This window comes from Wolbachia endosymbiont (group A) of Urophora cardui (assembly GCF_964028435.1).
Taxonomy (GTDB): domain Bacteria; phylum Pseudomonadota; class Alphaproteobacteria; order Rickettsiales; family Anaplasmataceae; genus Wolbachia.
This window is the reverse complement of record NZ_OZ034774.1, coordinates 1,512,241-1,535,142: the sequence shown is the minus strand read 5'-3', so window position 1 is coordinate 1,535,142 and position 22,902 is coordinate 1,512,241. Positions and strand designations below refer to the sequence as shown.

26 protein-coding genes and 2 pseudogenes are annotated in these 22,902 nt (G+C 35.1%); 2 read left to right on the top strand and 26 right to left on the bottom strand.

Features of this window, described 5'->3' with window-relative positions; all coding sequences use genetic code 11:
- Window positions 1–22: 22 nt before the first annotated feature.
- The gene (locus ABWU38_RS07445) at window positions 23–1,045 is read left to right on the top strand and encodes an IS110 family transposase (protein ID WP_353272772.1); all 1,023 of its coding nucleotides are present in this window, start codon (window positions 23–25) and stop codon (window positions 1,043–1,045) included.
- Between the two features lie 269 nt (window positions 1,046–1,314).
- The gene (locus ABWU38_RS07440) at window positions 1,315–1,497 is read left to right on the top strand and encodes a phospholipase D-like domain-containing protein (RefSeq protein ID WP_353272771.1); all 183 of its coding nucleotides are present in this window, start codon (window positions 1,315–1,317) and stop codon (window positions 1,495–1,497) included.
- Here the strand turns inward: ABWU38_RS07440 and ABWU38_RS07435 are convergent, their stop codons facing one another.
- The 26 genes and pseudogenes from ABWU38_RS07435 to ABWU38_RS07310 all read right to left on the bottom strand — a co-directional run bounded on the left by ABWU38_RS07435 (window position 1,498) and on the right by ABWU38_RS07310 (window position 22,902).
- Window positions 1,498–1,707, bottom strand: coding sequence for a hypothetical protein (locus ABWU38_RS07435; RefSeq protein WP_264374857.1), 210 nt, complete (start codon window positions 1,705–1,707; stop codon window positions 1,498–1,500).
- Window positions 1,708–1,774: 67 nt separating this feature from the next.
- The gene (locus tag ABWU38_RS07430; protein WP_309166441.1) at window positions 1,775–2,320 is read right to left on the bottom strand and encodes an ankyrin repeat domain-containing protein; all 546 of its coding nucleotides are present in this window, start codon (window positions 2,318–2,320) and stop codon (window positions 1,775–1,777) included.
- Between the two features lie 37 nt (window positions 2,321–2,357).
- Complete coding sequence (locus ABWU38_RS07425) at window positions 2,358–3,323, bottom strand: phage late control D family protein (protein WP_264336580.1); 966 nt, start codon at window positions 3,321–3,323, stop codon at window positions 2,358–2,360.
- Window positions 3,324–3,618: 295 nt separating this feature from the next.
- Window positions 3,619–4,566, bottom strand: a complete 948-nt coding sequence (locus ABWU38_RS07420) for an IS110-like element ISWpi12 family transposase (protein WP_007302573.1) — start codon at window positions 4,564–4,566, stop codon at window positions 3,619–3,621.
- A 221-nt stretch (window positions 4,567–4,787) separates the two neighbouring features.
- Window positions 4,788–4,907, bottom strand: a pseudogene (locus tag ABWU38_RS07415) (tail protein X); the annotation flags it as partial.
- Window positions 4,904–5,251: a phage tail protein gene (locus ABWU38_RS07410; RefSeq protein WP_353272770.1), complete on the bottom strand. Its 348-nt coding sequence runs from the start codon at window positions 5,249–5,251 to the stop codon at window positions 4,904–4,906. The pseudogene ABWU38_RS07415 and the gene ABWU38_RS07410, both read right to left, overlap by 4 nt.
- Window positions 5,251–5,667: a hypothetical protein gene (locus ABWU38_RS07405; protein ID WP_353272769.1), complete on the bottom strand. Its 417-nt coding sequence runs from the start codon at window positions 5,665–5,667 to the stop codon at window positions 5,251–5,253. Before ABWU38_RS07405 ends, ABWU38_RS07410 begins: the two co-directional genes overlap by 1 nt.
- Window positions 5,668–7,536, bottom strand: coding sequence for a phage tail tape measure protein (locus tag ABWU38_RS07400; protein ID WP_353272768.1), 1,869 nt, complete (start codon window positions 7,534–7,536; stop codon window positions 5,668–5,670). It lies immediately after the preceding gene.
- A 109-nt stretch (window positions 7,537–7,645) separates the two neighbouring features.
- Entirely contained in the window at window positions 7,646–7,903 is a 258-nt protein-coding gene (locus ABWU38_RS07395; protein ID WP_010405430.1) for a phage tail assembly protein, read from the bottom strand.
- 83 nt (window positions 7,904–7,986) lie between these two features.
- On the bottom strand, window positions 7,987–8,268 hold the full coding sequence (locus ABWU38_RS07390) for a type II toxin-antitoxin system RelE family toxin (RefSeq protein ID WP_010082215.1): 282 nt from the start codon (window positions 8,266–8,268) through the stop codon (window positions 7,987–7,989).
- The gene (locus ABWU38_RS07385; RefSeq protein WP_007303020.1) at window positions 8,252–8,452 is read right to left on the bottom strand and encodes a hypothetical protein; all 201 of its coding nucleotides are present in this window, start codon (window positions 8,450–8,452) and stop codon (window positions 8,252–8,254) included. The genes ABWU38_RS07390 and ABWU38_RS07385 overlap by 17 nt, the downstream gene beginning before the upstream one ends.
- Window positions 8,453–8,513: 61 nt before the next feature.
- Window positions 8,514–9,011: a phage major tail tube protein gene (locus ABWU38_RS07380; RefSeq protein WP_010082216.1), complete on the bottom strand. Its 498-nt coding sequence runs from the start codon at window positions 9,009–9,011 to the stop codon at window positions 8,514–8,516.
- Between the two features lie 11 nt (window positions 9,012–9,022).
- A complete protein-coding gene (locus ABWU38_RS07375; protein WP_353272767.1) occupies window positions 9,023–10,198 on the bottom strand; it encodes a phage tail sheath subtilisin-like domain-containing protein in 1,176 nt (391 codons plus the stop codon).
- A complete protein-coding gene (locus ABWU38_RS07370) occupies window positions 10,191–10,742 on the bottom strand; it encodes a hypothetical protein (protein WP_353272766.1) in 552 nt (183 codons plus the stop codon). The genes ABWU38_RS07375 and ABWU38_RS07370 overlap by 8 nt, the downstream gene beginning before the upstream one ends.
- Before the next feature lie 10 nt (window positions 10,743–10,752).
- A complete protein-coding gene (locus ABWU38_RS07365) occupies window positions 10,753–12,186 on the bottom strand; it encodes a hypothetical protein (RefSeq protein ID WP_353272765.1) in 1,434 nt (477 codons plus the stop codon).
- On the bottom strand, window positions 12,183–12,377 hold the full coding sequence (locus ABWU38_RS07360) for a hypothetical protein (protein ID WP_015589010.1): 195 nt from the start codon (window positions 12,375–12,377) through the stop codon (window positions 12,183–12,185). Before ABWU38_RS07360 ends, ABWU38_RS07365 begins: the two co-directional genes overlap by 4 nt.
- Before the next feature lie 4 nt (window positions 12,378–12,381).
- A pseudogene (locus ABWU38_RS07355) lies at window positions 12,382–13,566 on the bottom strand (hypothetical protein).
- 14 nt (window positions 13,567–13,580) lie between these two features.
- Window positions 13,581–15,512 (bottom strand): DUF4815 domain-containing protein, encoded by a 1,932-nt coding sequence (locus tag ABWU38_RS07350; RefSeq protein ID WP_353272764.1) that lies wholly within the window; start codon window positions 15,510–15,512, stop codon window positions 13,581–13,583.
- A 16-nt stretch (window positions 15,513–15,528) separates the two neighbouring features.
- Entirely contained in the window at window positions 15,529–16,212 is a 684-nt protein-coding gene (locus tag ABWU38_RS07345) for a hypothetical protein (protein ID WP_353272763.1), read from the bottom strand.
- 90 nt (window positions 16,213–16,302) lie between these two features.
- Window positions 16,303–18,351, bottom strand: a complete 2,049-nt coding sequence (locus ABWU38_RS07340; protein ID WP_353272762.1) for an AAA family ATPase — start codon at window positions 18,349–18,351, stop codon at window positions 16,303–16,305.
- 17 nt (window positions 18,352–18,368) lie between these two features.
- A complete protein-coding gene (locus tag ABWU38_RS07335; protein ID WP_353272761.1) occupies window positions 18,369–19,286 on the bottom strand; it encodes an AAA family ATPase in 918 nt (305 codons plus the stop codon).
- Window positions 19,171–20,871, bottom strand: a complete 1,701-nt coding sequence (locus ABWU38_RS07330) for a recombinase family protein (RefSeq protein WP_353272760.1) — start codon at window positions 20,869–20,871, stop codon at window positions 19,171–19,173. Before ABWU38_RS07330 ends, ABWU38_RS07335 begins: the two co-directional genes overlap by 116 nt.
- Window positions 20,858–21,076, bottom strand: coding sequence for a hypothetical protein (locus ABWU38_RS07325; RefSeq protein WP_341819653.1), 219 nt, complete (start codon window positions 21,074–21,076; stop codon window positions 20,858–20,860). Before ABWU38_RS07325 ends, ABWU38_RS07330 begins: the two co-directional genes overlap by 14 nt.
- Window positions 21,077–21,180: 104 nt before the next feature.
- Window positions 21,181–21,579, bottom strand: a complete 399-nt coding sequence (locus ABWU38_RS07320) for a hypothetical protein (RefSeq protein WP_353272759.1) — start codon at window positions 21,577–21,579, stop codon at window positions 21,181–21,183.
- Complete coding sequence (locus tag ABWU38_RS07315) at window positions 21,576–22,076, bottom strand: hypothetical protein (RefSeq protein ID WP_182364992.1); 501 nt, start codon at window positions 22,074–22,076, stop codon at window positions 21,576–21,578. The genes ABWU38_RS07320 and ABWU38_RS07315 overlap by 4 nt, the downstream gene beginning before the upstream one ends.
- A gap of 37 nt (window positions 22,077–22,113) precedes the next feature.
- The gene (locus ABWU38_RS07310) at window positions 22,114–22,902 is read right to left on the bottom strand and encodes an AAA family ATPase (protein WP_264735619.1); all 789 of its coding nucleotides are present in this window, start codon (window positions 22,900–22,902) and stop codon (window positions 22,114–22,116) included.

Sequence of the window (22,902 nt, the reverse complement as noted above, 5' to 3'; positions counted from 1 at the left end):
ATGGTAACGTATGGGGTTATATATGATCAACAACTTTCTTGGCATAGATGTATCAAAAGATCGCTTTGATGTTTTTCTCTCATTTATAAGTAAAAAAGGAAAACGTGAAACTAGGAAAAGGAGCTTTAAGAACGATGATCATGGTTTTCAAGGTTTACTGAGCTTTCTACAAAAACATAATATAGAACAAGTAAAAGCCTGCATGGAAGCTACCGGTTGTTATAGTGAAGCTTTGGCTGAATTTCTACACAATACTGGACATTTTGTTAGTGTTGTAAATCCTTATTGCATAAAATCCTACGCAAGAAGTAAGCTTACACGGCAAAAAAATGATCAGACTGATGCAGAAATTATTGCTGATTGTTGCCAAAGACAGGAACCTACTCGTTGGATACCACCTTCTCCTGAACTGAAAAAATTAAAACATCTTTATCGTTGCTCGGTTGCGTTAAAAGATGAATTGATATTAGTAAATAACCACTTAGAAAAAAAAGAGAGACTGCCCAAAGAAGTTACAAATGCTTGGGAAGACCTTGCAATGAATATAGCTCAAAAAATAGAAACAATAAAAAACTCCGTACGTGAACTATTAAAGCAACACAAAGAGTTGTTGGAAAATTTTCAACTTCTACTGACTATTCCAGGCATAGGAGAGGAATCAGCAGTAGCTATTTTAGCTGAGGTTCCTGACATAGAAGTTTTTAGAAATGCCAGAGAATTGGCAGCATATGCAGGAGTTATACCGAGAAATATAACATCAGGTTCATCTGTATATGCCAAACCCAGATTAAGTAAATCCGGTTCACAACCATTACGTAAGGCACTTTTCTTTCCTGCCATAGTAGCTAAGAATCACAATCCTATTATTATGAGCTTTTGCCAGAGATTAAAGGAAAAGGGTAAGCATAATATGGCCATAGTTGGGTCTGCAATGCGTAAGTTACTTCATATTGTTTTTGGTATTTTAAGATCAAAAAAGGCTTTTGATCCTGACCATATCAAAAACTACAGGGCTAGGAGGTTAACTGAAGGTTTAGTACTTTAAAATCAAAAAATGCCTCCATTCTATCTTATGTAAAATGGCATCTTACACAAATTCATTGAATGTAATTGGTATGTTGATAAGTAAATTAGTTTTATATATACAAGACAGCAGAAATTTACTTATCAACATAACTATAATCTGTATCCGCTATACAGGATGTGAGTTGGAAGTATTTTTTAGTTTTACAATACAGCCTAGGCAATGAGACAATTTTTATAATTTTTTTGTTGACTGATAAGACGGCGTCTGCAATTTCACACAGTAAAATTATGATTATTGATGAGCAAAAAATCATAACTGGATCTTTCAATTTCTCTGACGCCGCGCAGAAAAAAAACGCTGAGAATCTACTGATTATAACAGGAGACCCTACATTAGTTGAGCAATACATCGAAAACTGGAAGGATCGTCAATCTCAATCTGATCCTTATACACCAAAAGTAGAAGAATAATTACTTTAAATCAGCTTTAAGTTCATCCAATTCCTCAGAAAGATTTTTTACCCTTTCCTCAAGTACTAATACTTTTTCCATTAAACCATATTCAATAAGTTTATCGTGAAATTGTACCCTTGAGTCTAGCTTGGATAACCACCATATGAATGCTACTGTTTGTATTAATAACGTGATAATTACTGTAATTGGGATTTTTTGATTTTGCATGTGAAGGTATTAATCTATTATGGATAGTTTTAGAAGTTTATATACAGATTATAGAAAACTTACAGCTTTAGTGATTACTTTTTGTTGATTCGTATCGGTCCTCTGCTTCTGCAAGTAGCTTAATGATTTCCCTGTAAGGTTTATCTTTATTGTGTCTTGATTCCACTACAGCCATATTTCTAGGTCTTCTTCCATCTTTAGCTGTAGCAGTGGGATCTGCACCTTTGTCTAATAAAAGCTTAACAACCTCTAAATGGCCTTTATCTGCAGCATGATGCAAGGCTGTCCATCCCATATATCCACCTGTGGCACTTATATCAGCTCCTTCCTCTACAAGAAACTTTACAACTTGCAGACACCCTGAACTAGATGAATAATGCAAAGCTCTCATCATAGGAATTTGTGTGTTAATATCTAATAGGTTTTTTACTGAAAATTCTGTAACTGCCAAACTGCAGTTCTTAGAGGCAATTTGTAGTATTGCTTTATAATTACCCACAGCTTTACTCTTTGTATAGCAGCATGTAATAACAACACATATAATTGTTATCATCAGCCATAGAAAATTTATCTTATTCTTTATGTTCTTACTTATTTTGTTCATGTCTAACATTTTTTTAGAATTAAATGACCATTTGCTTAAGTTTCACTTAAACAGCTTTGCTCACTGTTGCCTCTACTATAGTTTGATATCCTCTATTATTTAGAATATGTTCTGCCTTGCTAATTACCCATTCACCTTCAATTTCCTGACAAAATCCTGAAAGGCTGATCTTAGCTTCTGCAAATAATTCTGGATTACCAGGAACAGTTACATTTAAACTTGATGTACTACGTTTTAGTTGTTTTAACTTGGCTGCTGCTGCACTAATTGCTGATTCTGCGGTAGAGTAAAGCGTTTGCAAGGTATAACTTGGGCCCTCATTTCCCACTTTCTCTTCTATAGTTTCTCCCTTTTCATAACTATGCCATTTTGCAATAACAGATCCATATTTGTTACGCACATTAAAATTTACCTCCCAATTTATAATATCTTTAGGTGTAAGTACTGTTGTACCTAACATCTTTCCAGTCGCTGATCTTGCTTCTCCCTTCGGAATAAAAATTATATATCCTCCTGCTGGTTTTACTAGTGCATCATATTTTTTGCCTAATCCTTCCAAAAAACTCATGTCGCTTTCTTCTGCTTGGATGATATGTGGTATAAATATATTTTCAAATCTTTCAGCGACTTTACCTTCATACCCATGTTCTTGTGCTATTTCTTTAATCAAATCTCCCAAGGTAATGTCTTTCCATTCCTTTGATTTTCTTTCCTTTAATGATCCTCTTAAACTTGCAGCGTCACATTTTATTCTTAAAGTTTGTGGTGGACTTTGTATTGTAATTTGATTTGCCTTATATACCCCCATAGGTAATAAACCTGTTTCTTTATATCCTAGAAAAACCTGTAAATTACCCTTAAGTTCTAAAGCGCTAGAGCTATAATTAATACATATCTCAGCTTCGTCACTTGTAGTACCTGATCCATCAGTGACACGTAGTAATATTAAACTCTTTTTTAAAACCTCTGTTACTGGGTTATTTTTTGCTACTATATCAAAATCTGGTGTCATTCATCTAAAATGTTTATAACAGATTCTTTCGGTATTTTTTGAATTTTAGGAAGCTTAATTCTTAATCCAGCGGGCAAAAAACTTCCATCAACTATGTTTTTTAAATTTTTTATTTGTATAATTTTGCAACTTTACCCAACCATATAGATAATAAAAACCCGTTTGTCATAGAAACAGAATTCTATATCAAACAGCTGCTGCAACAATTTCCGTTTAAGCTATTGTGAATAAGCACTTTAAGTTTGTGCGGACGTGCTTGTTCACAATATTCATTTCAATTACTGCTATGTAAATTTTAAATATTCAAATTAATTGCTTCTTTAAGCCTTGCGTTAGCAATTACTATAATTTTACGCATTAGAGCTGTTATAGCTACCATCTTCTTCTTACCACTTTCAACAAGCTTAGAATAAAAGGCACCAAGTACAGATTTGGACTTTGCAGCAGCCATGGCAGATGTAAAAAGTTTTGCACGAACATTGCTTCTACCACCTGTTATTCTTCGGTATCCAATAGTTTTACCACTTTCTTTTGGATAAGGTGCAACCCCAGCAAGGCTTGCAACTTCTCTCCTGCTTAAGTAACCAAGCTCTGGCATTAAACAGAGAAAATCTTGAGATAACTTTGGACCTATTCCAGGAACTGTTTTTAGGATTTTTTGACGTTGTTGTAACTCACGGCTTTCATCAATAATTTTTTGTATAGTATTATTGAGTTCATCTATTTGAATATTAAAGAATTCGATAGTTTTTTGACAACTTTCTTTTATATGGTCATTTTCAGGTGCTGCCAGTCTACATTTTTCCTGAGCTCTCATTTGCGTAATGTCATCACGACGTTGACAAAGTGCAACCAAGGTTGATTGATTTTCAAAAGTGGGTACAAATAGAGAGATAGTGCTGTGGCGTTCAAATCCATATTGAGCAAGAGCTCTTGCATCTGATTTATCAGACTTTGCTAAAGTTCCGTGAGACAAGATAAAGCTTTTTACTTTACGGGTATTAGCTCGATGTGTGGCAATATTTTTGTCAACAAGAAAATGTAATAAACCAAGCTCATACTTTCCTGTATTTTCTAAAGTTACTAAAGAATTAGGTAGGATATCTGAAAACTTTTGAAACAATTGTTGCCAGCCAGAAGTATTATTGTCAAATCCTACAGTATTCTTCTGTTCGTGAACTGCAACAACATTTTTAAATTTCCCGATATCAATGCCAATAAAATTTTGATAAGATGTAATCATTATAACCTCGATAGTTTAATTAATTTAAGATTGTAAACGGGTGCATATACATGTCCCACACAACTATTCAAACGTATCGAGAGATGGGCTAGTGTACCTTGATGGACACGGTTGTAATACCAATATTCTGCCGGTCGCACACGCCCGTGATAACCCTATCCCTATAGTGAGTAGGGTTATCTTTCCCTCTTATTTCCTTTATATCATATTTTTGACTTACAATGTTCTGCAAGGCCTGGATTTTCAAGCAATACTTCCTCCACTGCTCCACTACTGTATCCATAATGTTTCCAGCAAATTTCATCTAATATTTCGTTTTCTTTAGTGTAATAATAAATCACTTGCTGTAACTTTTTAACTTCAAAATAAACTCAACTTTTCTTGGTTTTCCATCAGGAAAAAATAATATCTGTTTTTCTTCTACACTAATAATAACAAAATTCCCAAGTATATTTCCTGAATTATCAACCAGAACGTGTGGTTCTTGAGTATCACGTATATTTTTTAGCTGTTCTAAGCCATTACTCTGATAATGTGGATAAATCACTCCTGTCAGATCAATACATTCAATTCCTGAGCCAATGTTTTGTAGCAACGTTTTTTCAATACATTCAATTGTATACCACCTTTTTTCTTTACTGTATCTTAGGCTTATTGGTTCAAGCTTACATTTTCCAAGCAACATCAATGTAACTCTTCAACTATATCAAAAAGTGCCCCACGTGCTTGTTCTCTAAATCGTTCTATTACTGCATCAGCAACGCTGCGCACATCTTCAGATTTAATGTTGATATTAAACGTTTGATAGAATGCTTGGTTATATACTTTCGATTCACTATTTTCACATCTACTTTTCTTGAATGCTTTCTCAACTTCTTCTTGTTCTATAGCTCTTTTTTCTTCTATAACACCTTTAACTTTAAAACTCTCAAAATTGCCTTTACTATTTTCTGAAAATTGTTTAATAGCACTATTACTTGTCAATGGGTTTCCGTTACTGAAAATGCTATTTTTAGAAAGCTTATTAACAAAATTTCCATTATTTTCAAATTTTCTAATCGGGCTATTCTCAGCAAATATGCTACTAACTGTATTTCCCATCTATGAAAAAGCTTTTCCTATAGGTTCAATGAGTGATTTCCAAAAGCTAGAGAAAAAGTCTTTCACTTTTTGCCAGTTAGTTAGAACATAAGCTGCACCAGCAACAAGACTCGCTATTAAAAGTCCAATTGGGTTAGTCATTACAGCGAGTGTTATTGCTCTTAGTCCTGTTACTACTGCAGGAAAAACTATAGCTGATAAAAATGAAAATGTTGCCAATATCGTTGCTTTAAGACCAAAAATTGTACTTCCTAATAAAGTAATTCCGTAGCCTACTCCCACTACTAAGACTTTCAAACTTATCAAAGCTGCTAAAGTACTCATGATTGCCGTAGTTAAAGTTGGATATTTTTCTGCAAAAGAAGCTATACGCTCTGTTATTGCTTTCAAACTTCCAGCTACATAATTTAAAGTAGGCAACATTACTGACCCTAGATTCATACCAGCTTCAAATACTGCATTTTTAAGTAATTGTAATTTATTAGCTGTAGTATTTGCCCGATTGTTAAATTCGTCCTGCATTGAAGCGTTATATTTTTCTTTATCAGCTAAATGTTCAATAGCTTTCTTGTAAATGTCTAAGCTTCCTACTAAAAGAGCAATGTCATCTTGAAACCCAGCACCAAATAGATTCATAAGAATACCGGCACGCTCTTGATCGTCTATTCTTTTTAAAGTTTCAAGGAATTGCAATATTGCCTCTTGAGGATTTTTTTTAATAGTTTGTTCGAGCTCTTCTATACTTGTTCCCATCTCATCTAATGCATCGTGAAATTCAGGACTTTGCTCTCTTGCGGTCTGTAATTTACTAAGAAAGTTATTTATAGCAGTTGCTGCTTTTTCAGGTTGTTTACCTAAACTTATGAATGCACTTGCTAAGCTACTTGCTTGATCAATTTCTAAACCAAACTGTTTAGCATTACCACCAATTCTATTCAGTGTAAAAACCATTTCCTTAGCTTTGGCAGCAGTATTATCTGAAAGATGGTTTATTATGTTACCCACATTTTCCATTTTATCAACCCCAATTCCGTAGACATTAGAGATCTTTGCTATAGCGTTACCAGCTTCTTCTGCCGACATATCAAACGCTGTGGTCATTTTGGCAACTACTGTTGTAAACTTCATAAGATCATTTTTGTCAATACCAAGTTGACCACCACTTGCAGCTATTTGTGCTAACTCTGCTGCCGATAATGGTATAGTACGTGACATCTCCTTTAGTTTCTGCGCAAATTTGTCAACTTCTCTTGTTTCATCGTCAAACTTTACTACTTTTTTAATATCAGCCATAGCACTTTCAAAGTCAATCGCAACTTTAACTGGAGCTGCAAGCGTTAGCCCTAGCCCAATAGTCTCTATAATTTGTGACTTAAAATGTGCTTTGCTTGCTAAAAAACTTTGGTGACTACGTATTGCAGACCCAAGCTTACCATACTTACCTTTTAGCACTTCAATAGAAGAACCAAGTTTATATTGATCACTTACTAATGACTTAATATTTCTTCCACTTTTTCTTACTTCTTCATTAAATGAATGCAAAGCATCTCTCTTTTTTAAGTATGCTTCTTTTGCTTTTGTTGCAGAAAACTTAGCTTTATCAAACTCAGCTTTTAAAGTTTTGCTTGGTTTCTCTACCGCTTTCATTTGTTTAGCTAAAGATTTTACTTGATCTTCAAAGCCTTTCCATGACCTCTTGCTAGTCAAAACATCATGACCTAACTGCTTAAACTTTGATACTGATTTTAAAGATGAGTCAAGCTTTCTTATATTCTCACCAAGATGAGTAAGTTGACTGCTACTTCCTTTTATTACAGTACTGAAACTGCCATCTAAAACTGCTCCGATTTTTATAGATAATGTTGACATTGTACCTTCCTCGCTGCTTTATGCCATAAGATAAATTCATTAATCTCCATATCAAGTATTTGTTCAACCCCGCCTCCTACAACAGAGCTGAACATTAATACTTCTAATCTCAAGTTTTTTGGATAATCGGTGAAAAAAAATCCTTTAATACCTCTTGAATTTTCACATAATCAGCAATATCTAACTCTTCAATTGCTTCTTTTGCAACTGATGTCAAATTGGCAGTCAAAGTTACTTCTTTACTAAGGTCACTACCATTTAAGCGTTCAATTGCAAGATAGTCTCTAACTTTTGGACGTCTAACAGTAAGTTCTGAGACAGAAATTCCATCAACTGTTATTGGGTTATTAAGTGTTATAGCTTGCATGTTCCTCCTTAAAAAGTTAATTAAATAAAAGTCTATATCGGCTTTTACATAACTAATTTCTTTGTATGGTGCTATAAATAGGATTAGCTTTGATAAGAATCTTTTCTGTGTTCAATTGAAGTAATAACTACTGTATGTTCTGGTACATCTATATAATAAAGTATACGATAGGTACTCACCCGTAGACTACGTTGTCCACTTAAGTTATGCTTTAATGGCTTTCCAAGTCCAATTGGATCAACTGTTAGACGCTCCATTATTGCCTTCTTAATCATTAACTTTACTTTTGCTGGAAGAGCCGGAATGTCTTTCTTTATAACAGATTCTGAATAGTCTATATTGTAAGGCTTAATCCCAGAAGGCATCTTGATGTTTAACCCTCTTTTCTTTATAGCGTTCGTCAGCAATCTTAGATAATTCCATATCTTCAATTTCTTCTTCCATTAATTCAGTTAATAACTTTAAAACGGACTTGTCTTGAGATTGTGCTACACTAACAAGTAAACCAGTTAGCTGCTCTATGGAATTTGTATGAGCTTTAGAATCCATATTAACTATATACCTACAACTTCTTATATTTTAACATTTTTATGTAATTTTGTCAACCATATTAGATCCCTAGAATCGTTTGTAGCAAGGCCATTTGATCAACGCCATTTATCTTTCTAATCATATTTTCAGCATCGATCTCTATTAATTCATTACCACCTATAGTAAGTTTATAATAATGGGCAGCTACAGTACACTTCAGCGTTGCTTTCTCAGCAGGTTTCCAGTTGCCAAAGTCAAACTCTTTAAAAATGCCTCTTAAATTGATTATTACTGCTTCAATATCATTACCTTGCATTCCTCCACGGAGCGTTAAAGATACTGAGTTTCCATCTATCAAGCCAAAAAGTCTAAATAGTTCTGAATCATACTCAGCAAAAGTAAAGTCTGCTTCAAGCTTTTCCATGCCCATGTCAATATTTATTGGAATATCCATACCACCAGCTCTGTACTCTTCGGTTTTTATGGTAAGCTTCGGCAAGGTTATTTCATCTATTTTTCCTGCATAACCACGACCATCTACAAATACGTTAAAATTTCTCAGTATTTTCGGTAACACTTTGCTTTCTCCTAACTTATTACACTATTATTTACGAGATGAGATTTGAATGTTATTTGCTCAGCCGGATATGGTAGTGTAAATTCGAAATCAAAATATACTTTCCCGCTTGCAATATTTGTTGGTGTATTGAGCTCTGGAGTTGCATAACATTTTCCGCTAATAATCGCTCCTTGTACTTTTAAATTGGCCAAATAAGAATTCACCCCCTCAATCACATCATCTATATAAGTTTTGGTGATATTGCGATCAACTGCCCATAAATGAGCTCGAAGTAGACTATCATTGATTAAATCTGCAGTCCTTCTCACTGACAGAAAAGCCCATTTTGAGTCATTTGAACATGTTCTATTTCCCCAAAGCCTATAGCCGTTTTGATGAATTATCGTTGTTACTTCATTTTCATTTAAGTGGTTTGCTCTGCAATTTGCATAACCTAAGCTAAAATCAATAGGCCTGCTTGTGCCAACAATACCATTTATCTCTTTATTTGAAGGTGAATGCCAGAAGCCTTGTTTGCTGTCTATTTTAGCTATTAAACCTGCTACAAAAGAACTTGCTGGCAAGATTTCTTCTTTTCCTTCAATAAGTACCTTCACCCATGGATCAACTACGTAAATTCTTGAGCTGCCAACACTTTTACGCAACTTGATTGCTTCTTCATCATTGGTATTTGGACCATCTGCTACTATTATGCTTCTCAGCTTTTCTGCTATAGGAATTAATGCTGCAACCACTGCATCTTCTGGTAGTTGGTAAGTAAACTGAGGTGCAATTAATATTCTTGGGGCAACATGAACTATACTTTCACTACTGAGGAATGCCTCTATCCCTTGATACTCTCCAGTCTCTTTATCAACTCCTCCAATTATATTCTTCAGCGTCTCTTCTTCTTTTAATTTTGGATCGCTGTTTTCACTTTCTTCAACTCGAATAACTACTACTGTTGCACCGATTTGGGAAAATATTCCATTTACTGCAGAAGGTAAACTGCCACTCTTTCCGAGCTTTGCTGCTTCCTTTAAGCTTCCTGCAACTAACACTGGTTTATTTAGCGGAAATTTTTGCTCATCAGCTTCAGGTGCAGTACCGATTACACCTATCACTGATGATTTAGCTGTACGTACTGTCTTTGCTCCTGAGGTTACCTCAATAACATTTACTCCGTGTAAAAATTCTTCAGCCATTTCTTTGTATCTTTTGTTTAAAATCGTTTAGTAAGTTCTCTAGCTCATTTTTACTTTTGGCTTCTGCAATTTTCTTCTTGGTAATGTCTTCCAACTCTTCACATTTAATTATTTCTTTTACTGCTTTTTTTGCTTTTTCTTCAATTATTCTTGCCATTTCAATAACTGTAATACCACGGACTTTTGCTAATGGTTCTATAATTTCTGTATCCTTTTTACTTATAGACTCTGGTGCTGCTAGAATGCTTTTTGCGGCTTTTTCTTGTATTTGATACGATTTAGCTTTTTGGTGAGAATTTCCAGCGTATTCGTTAGTATAGTTATTAAAATAAAAACGAAGTGCAGAAAGCTTTGCATTATCCAGTAACTCCAACTCAATATCTTCTTGATTTCGCTGAGCAATTTTTCCTCCTTCTGTTAAACAATAACTTTTTTGCCAATCAAAATTCTTTGGCGCTTCATACCAATCATTTCCTGTTGGCTTGTTTTCAAGTATTGTTGTTTCAATCTGCTTGTGGTTTTCAAAACGTATATAAATAGTCACAAATTCCTCCTCATTGCCATATTTGATCAGTTCGTTCTAACCCTGGACATTGCCAACCCCTGAGCGTCCTTTCCACATCTACCTCAAGCCCTGTGGTGAGAAAATTGCTACGTATGTTATAAATCCCCCACTGAATAAATTGACCATAGTTGTGTACATAATTTGATGCAAGCATACCTTGACTAACTTGTGTTCTGGAATACAGGTAAGATGATGTGTAAAGTAATATTGCAACTGTTTTTCCTGCTGGAATCTCCACATTACCAGATCCAGCTAATTTGCTATCAGAACTCGTGTATTGGTAAACATTTTTCCATATTATTCTTGAAATTCTTGATTTATTAGAATTGGTATTATCTGGTGTTCCCACAAATAATCCTGCACCTCCATACTCCGTACTCGAATACGATGATCCAACAAATTCTATTGCTTTATTTATGTTCACATTGGTTGTATTTTTTACAAATACTACTCCAAGTGCAGCATATGGGTAATAGTATATCTCATCATAACTACCCGAAAAGCTTTTTGTGCATAACTCTCCGTAAATAAATGTTCCTTTACTTCCCTCTATAAAACTTAGTTGTCTTGGCCGATAAAAACTAACGTAATCTGTATTGTACATATGGCTACCTGCTAGTAGTTGTAACATATAGTCAGTTTTTGTTATATCACTACTCCACTTTCCAAGCTCTGTCGTAAAAGTTCCGTGGCCAAAATAATTATTTTTTCTGCCAAGTACACCAAATAAGAAAGGTAATGACCCTGGTTCAACCATGTTGCGCTTTCTTATTTCATTTATAAGAGACGCTTTTAACTGTTCATCCCGAGTTTTTACCTCATTTATCAGGGATGTTTTTAATTGGTTATCACGAGTTTCTATTTCCCCAATAATTGATGAGCCAGATGGTACATTATTAACAGCACGAAAATCTTCTACTAAACCTTTAAGACCATCTTTATGACTATTACTAATGCTATTTATTGCTGCAATATTGGCATTCTTTCTCGTATCAAGTAGCGATAAATTTGTTGTTCCTTTTTCATCAATTCTCTTTAATAACTGCTTCTCTGATTCAGAGATCACTGCTAAAGAACTAGCTTTTTTATTATCCAGATCAGTTAAGTGTTTTTTTGCACTATCAAGAAGTTCTTTTAGCTTACCATCTGTCATCTGTACAATTTCAGAAACTGCACTTTTGTCGATTATTGATTCCAATGCTTTAGCAAGATATGCTAATTGATCTGGTGTACTGTTTGCTGCTAAATCCTTAAGCCTCTTTTGTAGTGCATCAATTATCTCTTTTACCTCAGTCATCTGCACAATGTCAGCAATAGCTTTTTTATCTGCTATCAATTCCAGCGATTTTGCAAGATATGCCAGTTGATCAGGTGTGCTGTTTGCTGCTAAATCCTTTATCCTTTGGTATATTGCTTCTTTCATTTCCAAAAATTTAAAAAAGTCTCAAAATTAAACCGCTCAAAATTACTCTTAAGTTGATTATGCTCATCTTCTCTTTCGGTAATATCTTCATCTATTTTCTTAATTGTGGTACGGATACGAACAACATCTTGCACAGCAATGTTTTCTGGATGAGGCAAAGAGTATCCTCTACTTGTTTTATCATCTGACATTCTGCTAAGTGATAATGATTCGTAGATTTTTGACTTTTGGACGATAGACAACCGTTCCACTTAAAACCAATTTTATCCTTGTATCATTACCATTAAAATTTGATAGCACATGAGTTCTCTCTACCAAATTTTCTCCAATTGGTTTTCCTGATGTTAAATTTACTAATTGCCAATCCACGTTTTTTTGTACATATGCTTTAACATCTGCAGTGCCAGGTATCAGCGCATCATATGTTATGGTAATCTTAGTGTTAGCTCCTGCTGTAATGCTTCTTGTAACATAATCTCCGAACTCTGAAAGATTACCCAGAACTAGCTGTAACCCAGGATAGAGAACAGGACTTTTTTCTCGCCCTCCTTTTAGGCTTGCTTTTACCGTTAATTCCCCATTTATTCTTTCACGCAGCGCGAGCGGCAAATTATCAGACAAAAAGTTTTCTCTTCCCTCTTCATCTGTCAGAATAAATTCTACATTGGTATCAAATGCTACTTTTTCGACGTTCGTCAAAACAATTTAATCTGATACATTATTTACAGTAACTTTGCCCAGGTCAACAACATAAGAAACTTCACTAAATTTTGCAGCTAGTAGTCGAAACGTTAAATCTAAATTTTGATGTGGAGTCCAGGTGCTTGCATTGCTAGATGACAGTAATACTCCTACTTGATATGGTTGACTTGTTACCCAACGGCTATTTACTGCATCATACTTGCCAAGCTCTGCTATTTTTACTGCAGTATCTGCATCATCAGTAAGTAGTACTATCGCATACTCCTCTCCTGCATGGCAAAACACTGGTGACCACTCTATACGTGTTGCTGTGCCATCTATCTTTATATCTTTTGGCTCAATACAACTTTCAGCAATGACAGTCTGCGAGGGCATTCCCACTGCTGTTTCTCTAATCTGCACAACAACACGTTTTTTGCCGCTATTTGTGAACCATAAATCTAGACCCCCTATGTGTCTGCTCTCATTTAAAGTAAATGTTTGTGCTAAAGGATCAACTCTTCTTGCTGTGATAACTCTTCTTCTTTCCTCTATGGTAATTGTTTTTTTACCAGTATAAGTTGCTTCTCCATAACTTCCTTTATCCCCGTAAAATTGCACTAATTTAGTACCGGCTGGAATATTTGCTGGTACTTTCACCTTTCCCTTTAATTTTCCCTGATTGTTAGCTGTTAACATTTGGTTTTCCAGTTTTAAGTTATAGGTTGAATGTTTATTCCGTCAAATTTTATCTCTTTAAGCTTCTCACTTAGCTCAAAACCTTCAATTTCAAAATTCTGTACTGCTTCTCTCATAAATTCAGCTTCGTATGAAGTACTTGACAGCAGCTCTGTCGTTTCTTTAACATTAAATACTCTGGTTACTGGACTTTTCCAATTTGTTTTTACCTCCGTCCAGTGATCAATGTTTTTATTTAGAGTAATTTGTGCCGGGACTGGATCAAAAGCTTGATATGGATTGATCTTTTCTCCTTTAGTCTGTAAAAGCTGCTCCAGTACCGGTTCAAGTTTATAAGGCAAAAGATATCTTTCCCCACCTTTTTCAATATCTGCAACTTCTACATCTATTGGCAGAACTAGCTCTCTATTTACTATTGCTGCAGACTGCGAAATTCCTTGATCACGCATATCATCATCAAAGAATGGGTCAACAAATACTCCTTTTTTGGTGGTAGGTTCTCTTGAATTTGCATCACTGCGTAGACGTTCCTGTGCAACCAGCGCATAAAGATCATTTATTCCTTTTTTCATTGCTTCAAGCTCATTCATCGGTACAGCATGAATAGCATTATTCACTATTTTTACCCCTTCGCCTTTTTTCCACGTCTGATGAATGTAGCAGAGCAAAAGTTGTCCGCTAGGCGCTTTTGGCATCGATGGTTTCCAAGAGTGGGAAATTCCTTTTATTCTCCTTACCACTCCTTTGCTATCGATAGTAATTAAATCAAAGCGGGACATTTTCCAGGTGTAATCAATTAGAACCAGACTATTATCAACTGCTCCCCTTACTTTACATCCCTCTTCATTTATATCTTCAGGACTTATATGAGTGCGACAGCGGTAAGTTATTTGATAACTACTTCCAGGAGCTGGCTCTTTACCAGGTAATGACCAATCAACGTTTCCTGCGTTTAATTTGTAATCTATACTATTTTCATAAATAACATTGCCTTGTTTAACTTGAATAATCTCAAGTACTGCAGAGTCAGGTATCGGATCAATAGCTCCAGAGTATGAACCATGAGTAACAGTAATGGTTTTCTGAACAGTTATATCTACTTTTTTAATTTCACTTATTGGAAAATCATTAACCTTCAGTTCCATTACTCTTTGGCTATTTGGCTGAAAAGTATGTGGTTCTGATTCAACTGATTTTATATCCGGATCTTCATCAAAAGAAACACGAATACTGTGAGGAAGTTCAATCTCATAGCCATCAACATGAGCTTTGCCCTCATTAATCACAAATATTTTTTTTCCTCCTTCTCCCTCTTCCTTTTGCAGGAACATTACTTCAAGACCATTTACGACGTAGGAACCATTGGCTTCTTTGTCATAACGAGCAAGAGCAGTAGTTACTATATTTGCTTGTGGTGGCGGTGAATGTTCTATCAATACTCCATTTTCAATGTTATAAATTGGATAAAATTCGCCATTTACAGAAAAAGTGGAAGAAACACCTTCTGCTTGATAACCCCAAATGGTGGAAACTTTAAGTCTTGCAGCTCCTACTTCTTGATAATTACGTGTACCAACAGCAGGATCACGAAGATTTTCGTCCTCAAGTTCTGTAATCGTAGATTCTAGATAATAAACACCGATACGCACTGTGGTACTCAGTGGAATAACAAACTCTTTTGCTTCTACTTTTCTAACTGCTCCACGAAGATAGATTTTTCCTGACTCAAGTGTAACTTTACCAGTTTCCCCATCTATAATACAATTGCTTCCTGTTATAACATCGCCATCACGAAATATTGCATCGCCTATGCCTTTAAGCTTAGAGAGAGCATACTCCTGAGTCTCGTTTAATTCTGCAGACTGTAGACCTCTTCCTGCAAGAAACAAGCTTTTTTCGTATTCTTTGTCAGGATTAAAGCGGTTATAATAGGCGTTTAAAGTCATTTTATGCTAGAAAAATTCAAAAAGTTACAACAAATGAAAAAGTTTCCCGAGTTGCAGATGTTCTGATAAGTGGTACAGTATGTTCTAAAACTAATAAGATCCCTGGGTCTTCTATATCTTGTGGTTCAAAATATCTCTGTCCAGGAGGCAACTTTTCTTTTACCTTTGTACCAACCATAACTCCTAATTCCCGTATCACTTGATTTGCTGCGTCCGTGAAATCGAAAGTGAATTTGAGAAAAAGATTATTAGTTGGTACATTTGAGGGCCTAAACCTTCCAGAAGGAGTTATAAGTTCGCCGTTTTCATCACCTGTGCAGAATAGCACTTCATCTGCAGTACGTCTGCCAAGCTCATTGAGCAGTTTTTGAGATGTAATGGACTCTGGTGGTGTGTCTTGAATGTATTCTATAGTTACTGTACTATTCTCTACAATAGAGCTGTTTTTCGTACGTTTTATTATACCACTACTGCTCTCAACTATATAGTCAATACTGGATTGATACACTGTTTGTCCTGTAAAAACCCTTACATCTTTAATAGTGTGGTGATCTAGAGCTATTTCACCCTCAATAAAAACTTTTTCGACCTGATGGCTACTTTCCCAGCTCGTATCACCTGTTCCCCAAGCAAGGTGGATAGACTGCTCTTTTATACTTGCTGCTATTGCTGCTCTTCCTGATTGTGTGAGTATTGACATTTTTAATTAAGCCCCCTATATTATATATGTACGGTGAGTTCAAAATTCGTCCGCAAAAATCAAAATATTTTTTTATATCAGAAAAATTTTTTAGGAGAATAGCTCAGCTCCACAGCTAAACTTTCCAACGCCGCGAGCAAATGGTCCGCTAGGAATGTCAAGCCATTTATCTTCTTTTGAACCAGTAGCCATTCCCTTAACCAGCTTCCGTGTTTGTAACAGCTCTTGAACTATACGCTCCATTCTATCTCTTCCTATACTGTGAAACTCCTCAGGTAGTCTATGCCGCTGTTTATACACTCCTGTACTTCCTGTATGGGTAAATGGATGTCCAGAAATTGCTGCTCGTGTAATTGCAGTTATAAGATGCTGCTTTGAATCTTTTTCGTTCATATTTTTTATTCTTAATCTTTCAGTTATGTCCTCTAACAATCCTGTTTCTTCATTTCTTAAATAAGTGCGTAAAGTGCGATCAGCCAAACCGTTTGCTTTAACAATTGCTCCATAAAATAATGCGTTCTGTCTTACAGATTCTCCTATTGATTTAAAAATTGTCGGTTTAGCTGCATCTTCCACAGACCAAAAAGCGTATGAACACCTAACACCATTAACAAGAGCAGATGTACCTCTAATGGCATCACGTGCTTGCTCAACAGTCGATATAGGTTTTTCACTTTTTGGCTTTCTCATATGATGGGCAGTAATTATTGATGCTCCAGTGCTACCTGCTAAATCAGATAATAAAGACATCAAATAATCGCCTACGGCTGGGTCAGTATTTAAATCAGCATGCACAAATGATGCAAGTGGATCAAATACGATTAATTTTAAGTCTTTTATTTTATTAAGTTGTTTTGTTATAGATTCAAATTCAGGAGAAGTCTCTATAACTTTACCTGAAACACTCTTTATGATTGTAAGTGATCCACTAACATTTGGTAATGGTACAATAAAGAGCCTATCTTTATATTTTAATCTTTCGCATTGCGAATCAAGACGCTCTAAACGACGATGTATTTCACTCATATCATCTTCTGCTGAGAAAATTACCACAGATCCATGTTCAGTAACTAAAGGACCAAAACCACATGGCTGATCTTTTCTACTCGCAACTTTCAGTGCTAAATCAAGCAGAAGCATACCTTTGCCAGTATCTCCCATCGCAGCTAGAATAGATGTTACTCCTAAAGGAAATAACCCTTCAACAAGAAACTTTTGCTCTGGTACTGGACCTATAAAACGTTCTACGCTCCATTCTTGAATATTAAGCAATTGCTTAACGATGATTTTTTTCGAGTTATTTTCAATGAATTCAGGAATATTCATCTTTTCTTCTATACCATCAGCTGAATCCCATCCTTTTGGTTTATTGTCAGGTATTTCAAGAAGAGTAAGTGATAAAACACCAAGAAAAGTAAGCTTTTTCACAACTTTCTCAGCATATTGTTTACCTGGTTCATCATTGTCTGGCCAAATAATAACATGCTTACCCTTAAGTGGTGACCAGTCTGTTTTTTCTATTTGTGCATTTGCTCCTAACATTGCAGTTGTGGCAGTTATACCTTGCTCTATCAGAGCATCTGCACACTTTTCACCTTCAACTAAAATCACCTTATCAGATTTCATAATACCTGAAATATTATATAAAGGCCTGATCTGTGGTGGAGTAAAACTAGACCTTTTTACATCAAAAGGAAGATATCTTTTTCCTGAATCAGTGTTATAACGATAAACTGTAGCAATCACTTGATCACTTTCATCGTAATAGTTCCATGATGCCGTTGGTTGCCCCAGAGTGTTATTTTTTCCCGAATAACCAATCCACTTAGCAATATCTTCTATCGTATCAGTAAATTGATTTTTTCCAGTAACAGCAGCCCAAAGATCAAAAATATCTCCTCCTTCTCCGGTAGAAAAATCATGCCATAATCCGGCTTTACTGCCAGTTAACTCCACTATCATACTTTTTCCTTGATTGCCTTTTAGATCACCTACATAGAACTTATCACCACGAAAAGTTCCTCTTGGCAGTAAATAAGAAAGACATGACCTTATATTTGATAGGAGTTGAGTTCTTAACTGTTCTTTCTTCCCTAATAATTTATAATGTCCATTTCTTTGTGAACAATAAATATCCATACCTACCTGAAGAATTTTTATGTTCTAGCTATAACGTTAGCAGTTTTCCAACATCCATTAATCTTATTGATGAATTTTGTTGGTATAGATCTACCGTTTCTAAGTTCATATACTACTTGCAAGATATTTGTACGTTTATTGGGTTGAAATATTACTATTCCAGATGTATAAAAACTTCTTAAAGCGTTAGCACCAACGAGAGCTTGAAATGGATTCTTTTCCAATATAGAGGTAGGTACTTTTTTGGTGTGATTTGTGATGATTATTCCAGCCATAGGATTAATCTTGGAACGTAGTTTTTCTATTGCATGCCGCAGACCATAGTTAACGGAATTATAAGGAGAATCAATCACAACTAAATCAAACTTTTCCTCTACCATATTTTTTATTTTTTCTATACCTTCTTCATTTAAGGTCAAATTCATCTTGTTCGTCACAATTAAGTTTTCTGTTGCTAAATGAGGAAGTTTGTTGAGTTGTTGTATACGTTCTCTAATGTAATCATATTCCATTTCGTTTTGTAGATAGAATATTTTTAGCGGTCTTGTAGGCTTCATGCCAAGAAATGATCTTCCTGCTGCCAGATGTACTAATAGAGAAAGAAGAAAATGACTTTTGCCAATCTTTGGAGTACCACCTATGACCAAAAGACCACCTGGTGTCAAAATTCTTGGGCCTATTATATCTTGTGGCATTGGTGATTTGTCATTTAAGTAATGGTTTACAGAAAATGCTTTTTCTTCGTTTTGTTTTTCTTGTAATATGGAACTTCTTTCATCTTTACCGTTCAACCATGTTTCAGCAGAATCTATATTACCTTTAACTAAAGTCCAAAGGTCTATTATATTTCCTTTCTTTTCTTCGATCAGGTTGTACCAATTTCCTGCATTGACTCCTGCAACAATGTTGCAATAAACTTTGGTCCGCTTTTCCACTGTGTGTGAAAGAGTCTGGCAGCTCTTTTACTCGAAACACGATATGCACGTCTTCATGGTTAATCTCAATTCGCTTAACTAATGTTCTAATGATATCACGTCTAGTTAGCCAATCTGCGTTATCAAGACTTGAGTTAACGCTAGAAGAAAACTCTTCTAAAGTAGTCACCACTAGAGTTAAGTCTTGTTCAAGTCTTTTTTGATCAAATATCTTTTTCTTTTGCTCTCCGATCATTTGTAAGGTTTGTTTCATTGCTTTAATTCTTGGTTTAAACTCTTCTTCATTGATGTATCCTTGAGTATAGCCATCAATAAGCCTTGCAATGCCACAGTTTAATTGATCTTCTTTTTTCTCAAGAAAGTCACTTTTTTGATCTAATGGTGATTTTTTAATCTCTGAAAGTCTACGCTTGTATTCTTCTAATATCCGAGTAGGATTTTTCAATAGGTATTTTACCTCTTCCCATACAGCCACGTCTAATACATCTGTACGAATCATTCTATTATTACACATTTTATTGCCACCAAAGTGACCTCGCTCCGTACCAGTACAACGATAATATGTTCGACGAGCGCTAGAGCAAGTGCTAATACCATGATATCCATAATGACAAAGCTGACATACTGTTAAACCTTGCAACAAGTAATTTGCTCCCATTCGTCTTCTCCTAGCTATTCTTTTATTTTCAGTTAGCTGTTCTTGAACTATATCAAATAAATCTTCGTTTATAATATTAGGTACAGGAATATAAATCCAATTTTCTTTATCAGTACGAAAAGTAGAATAATTGTCTTTCGGTTGCTCACAAGAGCGTTTCTGTGGTCTTACGTGTTTTAATTTTACTCCTAGCTTTTTTTTACCGAATGCTGCTTGTCCTTTATAAGCAGGATTTTGTAATAGACGACAGACTACACTCCTATCCCAATACCTTTTTCCTGTTCGTGTTACGATGGACATAGCTCTTAATCTATGACATACTTCTCCAATGCTTACTCTTCCCCTTCCCACCCAAAAAAACATTTTACGAATGACTTCAGCTTCCTCTTCATTAATTTCAAAAAAGGCTTGTCCTCCTCCTATATGCTTATTTATATAACGATAGCCATAAGGAGCTCCACTCATTACATTTATACTGCCTTTATTGGCTGCGTGAATCTTGCCTCTACGACTTCGTTCCATAATTTTTGCACGTTCATATTCTGCTATCATACCCTGTATTTGTAATAGTAATTGAGATTCTGGATTATCGTCAATTTGACAATTCAAGAAAACTGTTTCTACACCCAATTTCTTAAATTCATCAACTAATAACATTTGATGTACATATTTGCGAGCCAAACGATCAGGAGAATGAATATAAACCTTATTAATATTACCTTCTGCTATTTGATCTCTTAATTTTTCTAAACTAGGACGTATTATATCAGAGCCACTATAACCATTATCAATAAATTTATATTCACTTAGTAATTTATGTCCATCAGCACTAATCTTATTCTCTATAGCAGTAATTTGGCTTGCTATTGTATCTCCTTGCACTTGTTTTCCTGAAGAAACTCTCGCGTACAGACTAACAGTTATCATTGCTCCCCCTTAAATTGATTCTATTGTTACATTCAAAAATTTTCTCCTTTTGGCTCCCATTTACTTGTTTATTTAATGCTAGTTTTTTATATGCATCTAATAAGTACAATTCTGCTAACCGATTAGGTTCATAACTATAGCTAACACGAACAGTCAGTTTCTTTTTTCCCATGAGCTTTCCTTGAAAATATATAAATATGTTCATATATCACTCATCGAAACAGATGGTCAGTTGATCGTTGGTTCTATAAGTGAAAACAACTCCTCGTTCTTTGAGTAGAAGCTGCCGGGAAATTATTTTTTTTAGTTTTATGTTTGTTGCAACATTGTTGCAGGGGTATTTTCTCCTTCCATTTCAACTATTATCTTATTTCCATTTCTACTTCCAATATAGAATTTATCTTGGTAAGATTTGCCTTCAGGTAACAAATAAGATAAACAATCTTTGATATTATTAATTAATAATGATTTTATTTTTAAAGCATTTTTAGATGAAAAATCCATAAAATTCTCCTTGTTTATTCCAAATTTGTTCAACATATTTTTTAGACGTTTAAAGTCAAGATTAGCCAGCTCACAAACAGTTTCAAAAGATCGTGAGCGAATCCATTGACAAGCCTCTTTTTTAAGTTTAGGGTTTTTTCCTGCTGCATCCTGAATAGCTCTAGTAATAACAGCAGCCCACAACTTTCCTTCGTCATACTTCAAAATGGCAACCAATCATCTTGAAAACTTTTTTGTAATTCTGGAGTAATAACTGTAGTAATCCTATTTCTATCTCCGTATGTATTATTAGTTTCAACGCCTACTTTCGCTGTAAACTCTAAATCGTTGAAATCAGCTATAGAGTTGATTTTTCTAGCAGTAACTGCTTTCTCTGAAGTGTCATTTGCATGAATATTTCTGGATGATTCCAAAATACTACGCAGCATAGAACGTCCAGATTCTCCCCAGATGTCTTCTTCACCTTCTGCTTTGCCATTTTTGATACCTATAATCTGAAAAATCTTGCGTTTTGCATATGGACCTTCAGTGACAGTAAATTCAGTGTTTAAATAGATGCTGCCAGTAGTGTAGTTTTTAGTGAACCAATTTTCATAACCTCCAGGCTTTATTGCCATTTTTACCTTGACTATTGTACCTTTCGGTATTAAACTGCTTTGCAGTTTTGCATTATTAAAATCAGTTAAAAAATCTTGTAGCATACGCTCTCCTATAAGTTGACTTTAAAGTGAAAGTTAGCTATTCCATTAGCTGCCAATGACCATTTATCTTATCGACAAGTTTGTTTGGCACGCGTTCACCATTGCGAAGCTCAAATACTATCTGGCGTGCACTGCTTTCTTCATCATGAGCAAACATCACCATACCAGTACTGTAAAATCCACGTAAAGATCCAGCACCACTTAGGCCTTGAAATGGATCTTCTTCGAGCATCTTTTTCGATAATTTTTTTGTATGATGAGTAAGTACAATACAAGCATCTGGATTGACAGCACTGCGTAGCTTTTCAAGAGTCTTTTGCAGAAAAAACAGCATAGCACTATTGTCATTTTCATTTCCATATTCACTGCTAAAGATGTTACGTAATGGATCTATGGCCAAAACATCAGGTTTAAAGCGTTCATTTACAATCTCCTTAATTTCACTTATTTCATCATGATTAAATGATAAGTGCACTTTTGGCGTAATGATTAAGTTGTTAGCAGCTACATTCAAAAGTTCATTATCAAGTTGTTGCAAACGTTCTTTCATATATTCATATTCAATTTCAGTTTGCATGTAGAAAATTTTTAAAGGTCTATTTGAAACCATACCAAGAAAAGAAACACCTGCAGCCATATGAACGAGCCATGAAATCAAAAAGTCACTTTTGCCGATTTTAGGTGGGCCACCCAGTACCAATAAGCCTCTTTTTGTTAAAATTCTTGGTGAGATTATATCCTCTGGTATTGGCGATCGATCGTTCAAGTATTCTTTCACACTGAAAAAAGGAATTTTTTGACCAATAGTTAAAAAGTTTTGTAGCAT

Excerpts from the sequence above, each read along its gene's own strand:
- ABWU38_RS07400 (WP_353272768.1), bottom strand. The coding sequence starts at position 7,536 with ATGTCAACATTATCTATAAAAATCGGAGCAGTTTTAGATGGCAGTTTC.
- ABWU38_RS07420 (WP_007302573.1), bottom strand. The coding sequence starts at position 4,566 with ATGATTACATCTTATCAAAATTTTATTGGCATTGATATCGGGAAATTT.
- ABWU38_RS07390 (WP_010082215.1), bottom strand. The coding sequence starts at position 8,268 with ATGCCTTCTGGGATTAAGCCTTACAATATAGACTATTCAGAATCTGTT.
- ABWU38_RS07440 (WP_353272771.1), top strand. The coding sequence starts at position 1,315 with ATGATTATTGATGAGCAAAAAATCATAACTGGATCTTTCAATTTCTCT.
- ABWU38_RS07430 (WP_309166441.1), bottom strand. The coding sequence starts at position 2,320 with ATGTTAGACATGAACAAAATAAGTAAGAACATAAAGAATAAGATAAAT.
- ABWU38_RS07365 (WP_353272765.1), bottom strand. The coding sequence starts at position 12,186 with ATGAAAGAAGCAATATACCAAAGGATAAAGGATTTAGCAGCAAACAGC.
- ABWU38_RS07360 (WP_015589010.1), bottom strand. The coding sequence starts at position 12,377 with ATGTCAGATGATAAAACAAGTAGAGGATACTCTTTGCCTCATCCAGAA.
- ABWU38_RS07385 (WP_007303020.1), bottom strand. The coding sequence starts at position 8,452 with ATGGATTCTAAAGCTCATACAAATTCCATAGAGCAGCTAACTGGTTTA.
- ABWU38_RS07425 (WP_264336580.1), bottom strand. The coding sequence starts at position 3,323 with ATGACACCAGATTTTGATATAGTAGCAAAAAATAACCCAGTAACAGAG.
- ABWU38_RS07405 (WP_353272769.1), bottom strand. The coding sequence starts at position 5,667 with ATGGGAAATACAGTTAGTAGCATATTTGCTGAGAATAGCCCGATTAGA.
- ABWU38_RS07345 (WP_353272763.1), bottom strand. The coding sequence starts at position 16,212 with ATGTCAATACTCACACAATCAGGAAGAGCAGCAATAGCAGCAAGTATA.
- ABWU38_RS07445 (WP_353272772.1), top strand. The coding sequence starts at position 23 with ATGATCAACAACTTTCTTGGCATAGATGTATCAAAAGATCGCTTTGAT.
- ABWU38_RS07330 (WP_353272760.1), bottom strand. The coding sequence starts at position 20,871 with ATGATAACTGTTAGTCTGTACGCGAGAGTTTCTTCAGGAAAACAAGTG.
- ABWU38_RS07310 (WP_264735619.1), bottom strand. The coding sequence starts at position 22,902 with ATGCTACAAAACTTTTTAACTATTGGTCAAAAAATTCCTTTTTTCAGT.
- ABWU38_RS07350 (WP_353272764.1), bottom strand. The coding sequence starts at position 15,512 with ATGACTTTAAACGCCTATTATAACCGCTTTAATCCTGACAAAGAATAC.
- ABWU38_RS07375 (WP_353272767.1), bottom strand. The coding sequence starts at position 10,198 with ATGGCTGAAGAATTTTTACACGGAGTAAATGTTATTGAGGTAACCTCA.
- ABWU38_RS07410 (WP_353272770.1), bottom strand. The coding sequence starts at position 5,251 with ATGTTGCTTGGAAAATGTAAGCTTGAACCAATAAGCCTAAGATACAGT.
- ABWU38_RS07325 (WP_341819653.1), bottom strand. The coding sequence starts at position 21,076 with ATGAACATATTTATATATTTTCAAGGAAAGCTCATGGGAAAAAAGAAA.
- ABWU38_RS07315 (WP_182364992.1), bottom strand. The coding sequence starts at position 22,076 with ATGCTACAAGATTTTTTAACTGATTTTAATAATGCAAAACTGCAAAGC.
- ABWU38_RS07435 (WP_264374857.1), bottom strand. The coding sequence starts at position 1,707 with ATGCAAAATCAAAAAATCCCAATTACAGTAATTATCACGTTATTAATA.
- ABWU38_RS07395 (WP_010405430.1), bottom strand. The coding sequence starts at position 7,903 with ATGCAAGCTATAACACTTAATAACCCAATAACAGTTGATGGAATTTCT.
- ABWU38_RS07340 (WP_353272762.1), bottom strand. The coding sequence starts at position 18,351 with ATGGATATTTATTGTTCACAAAGAAATGGACATTATAAATTATTAGGG.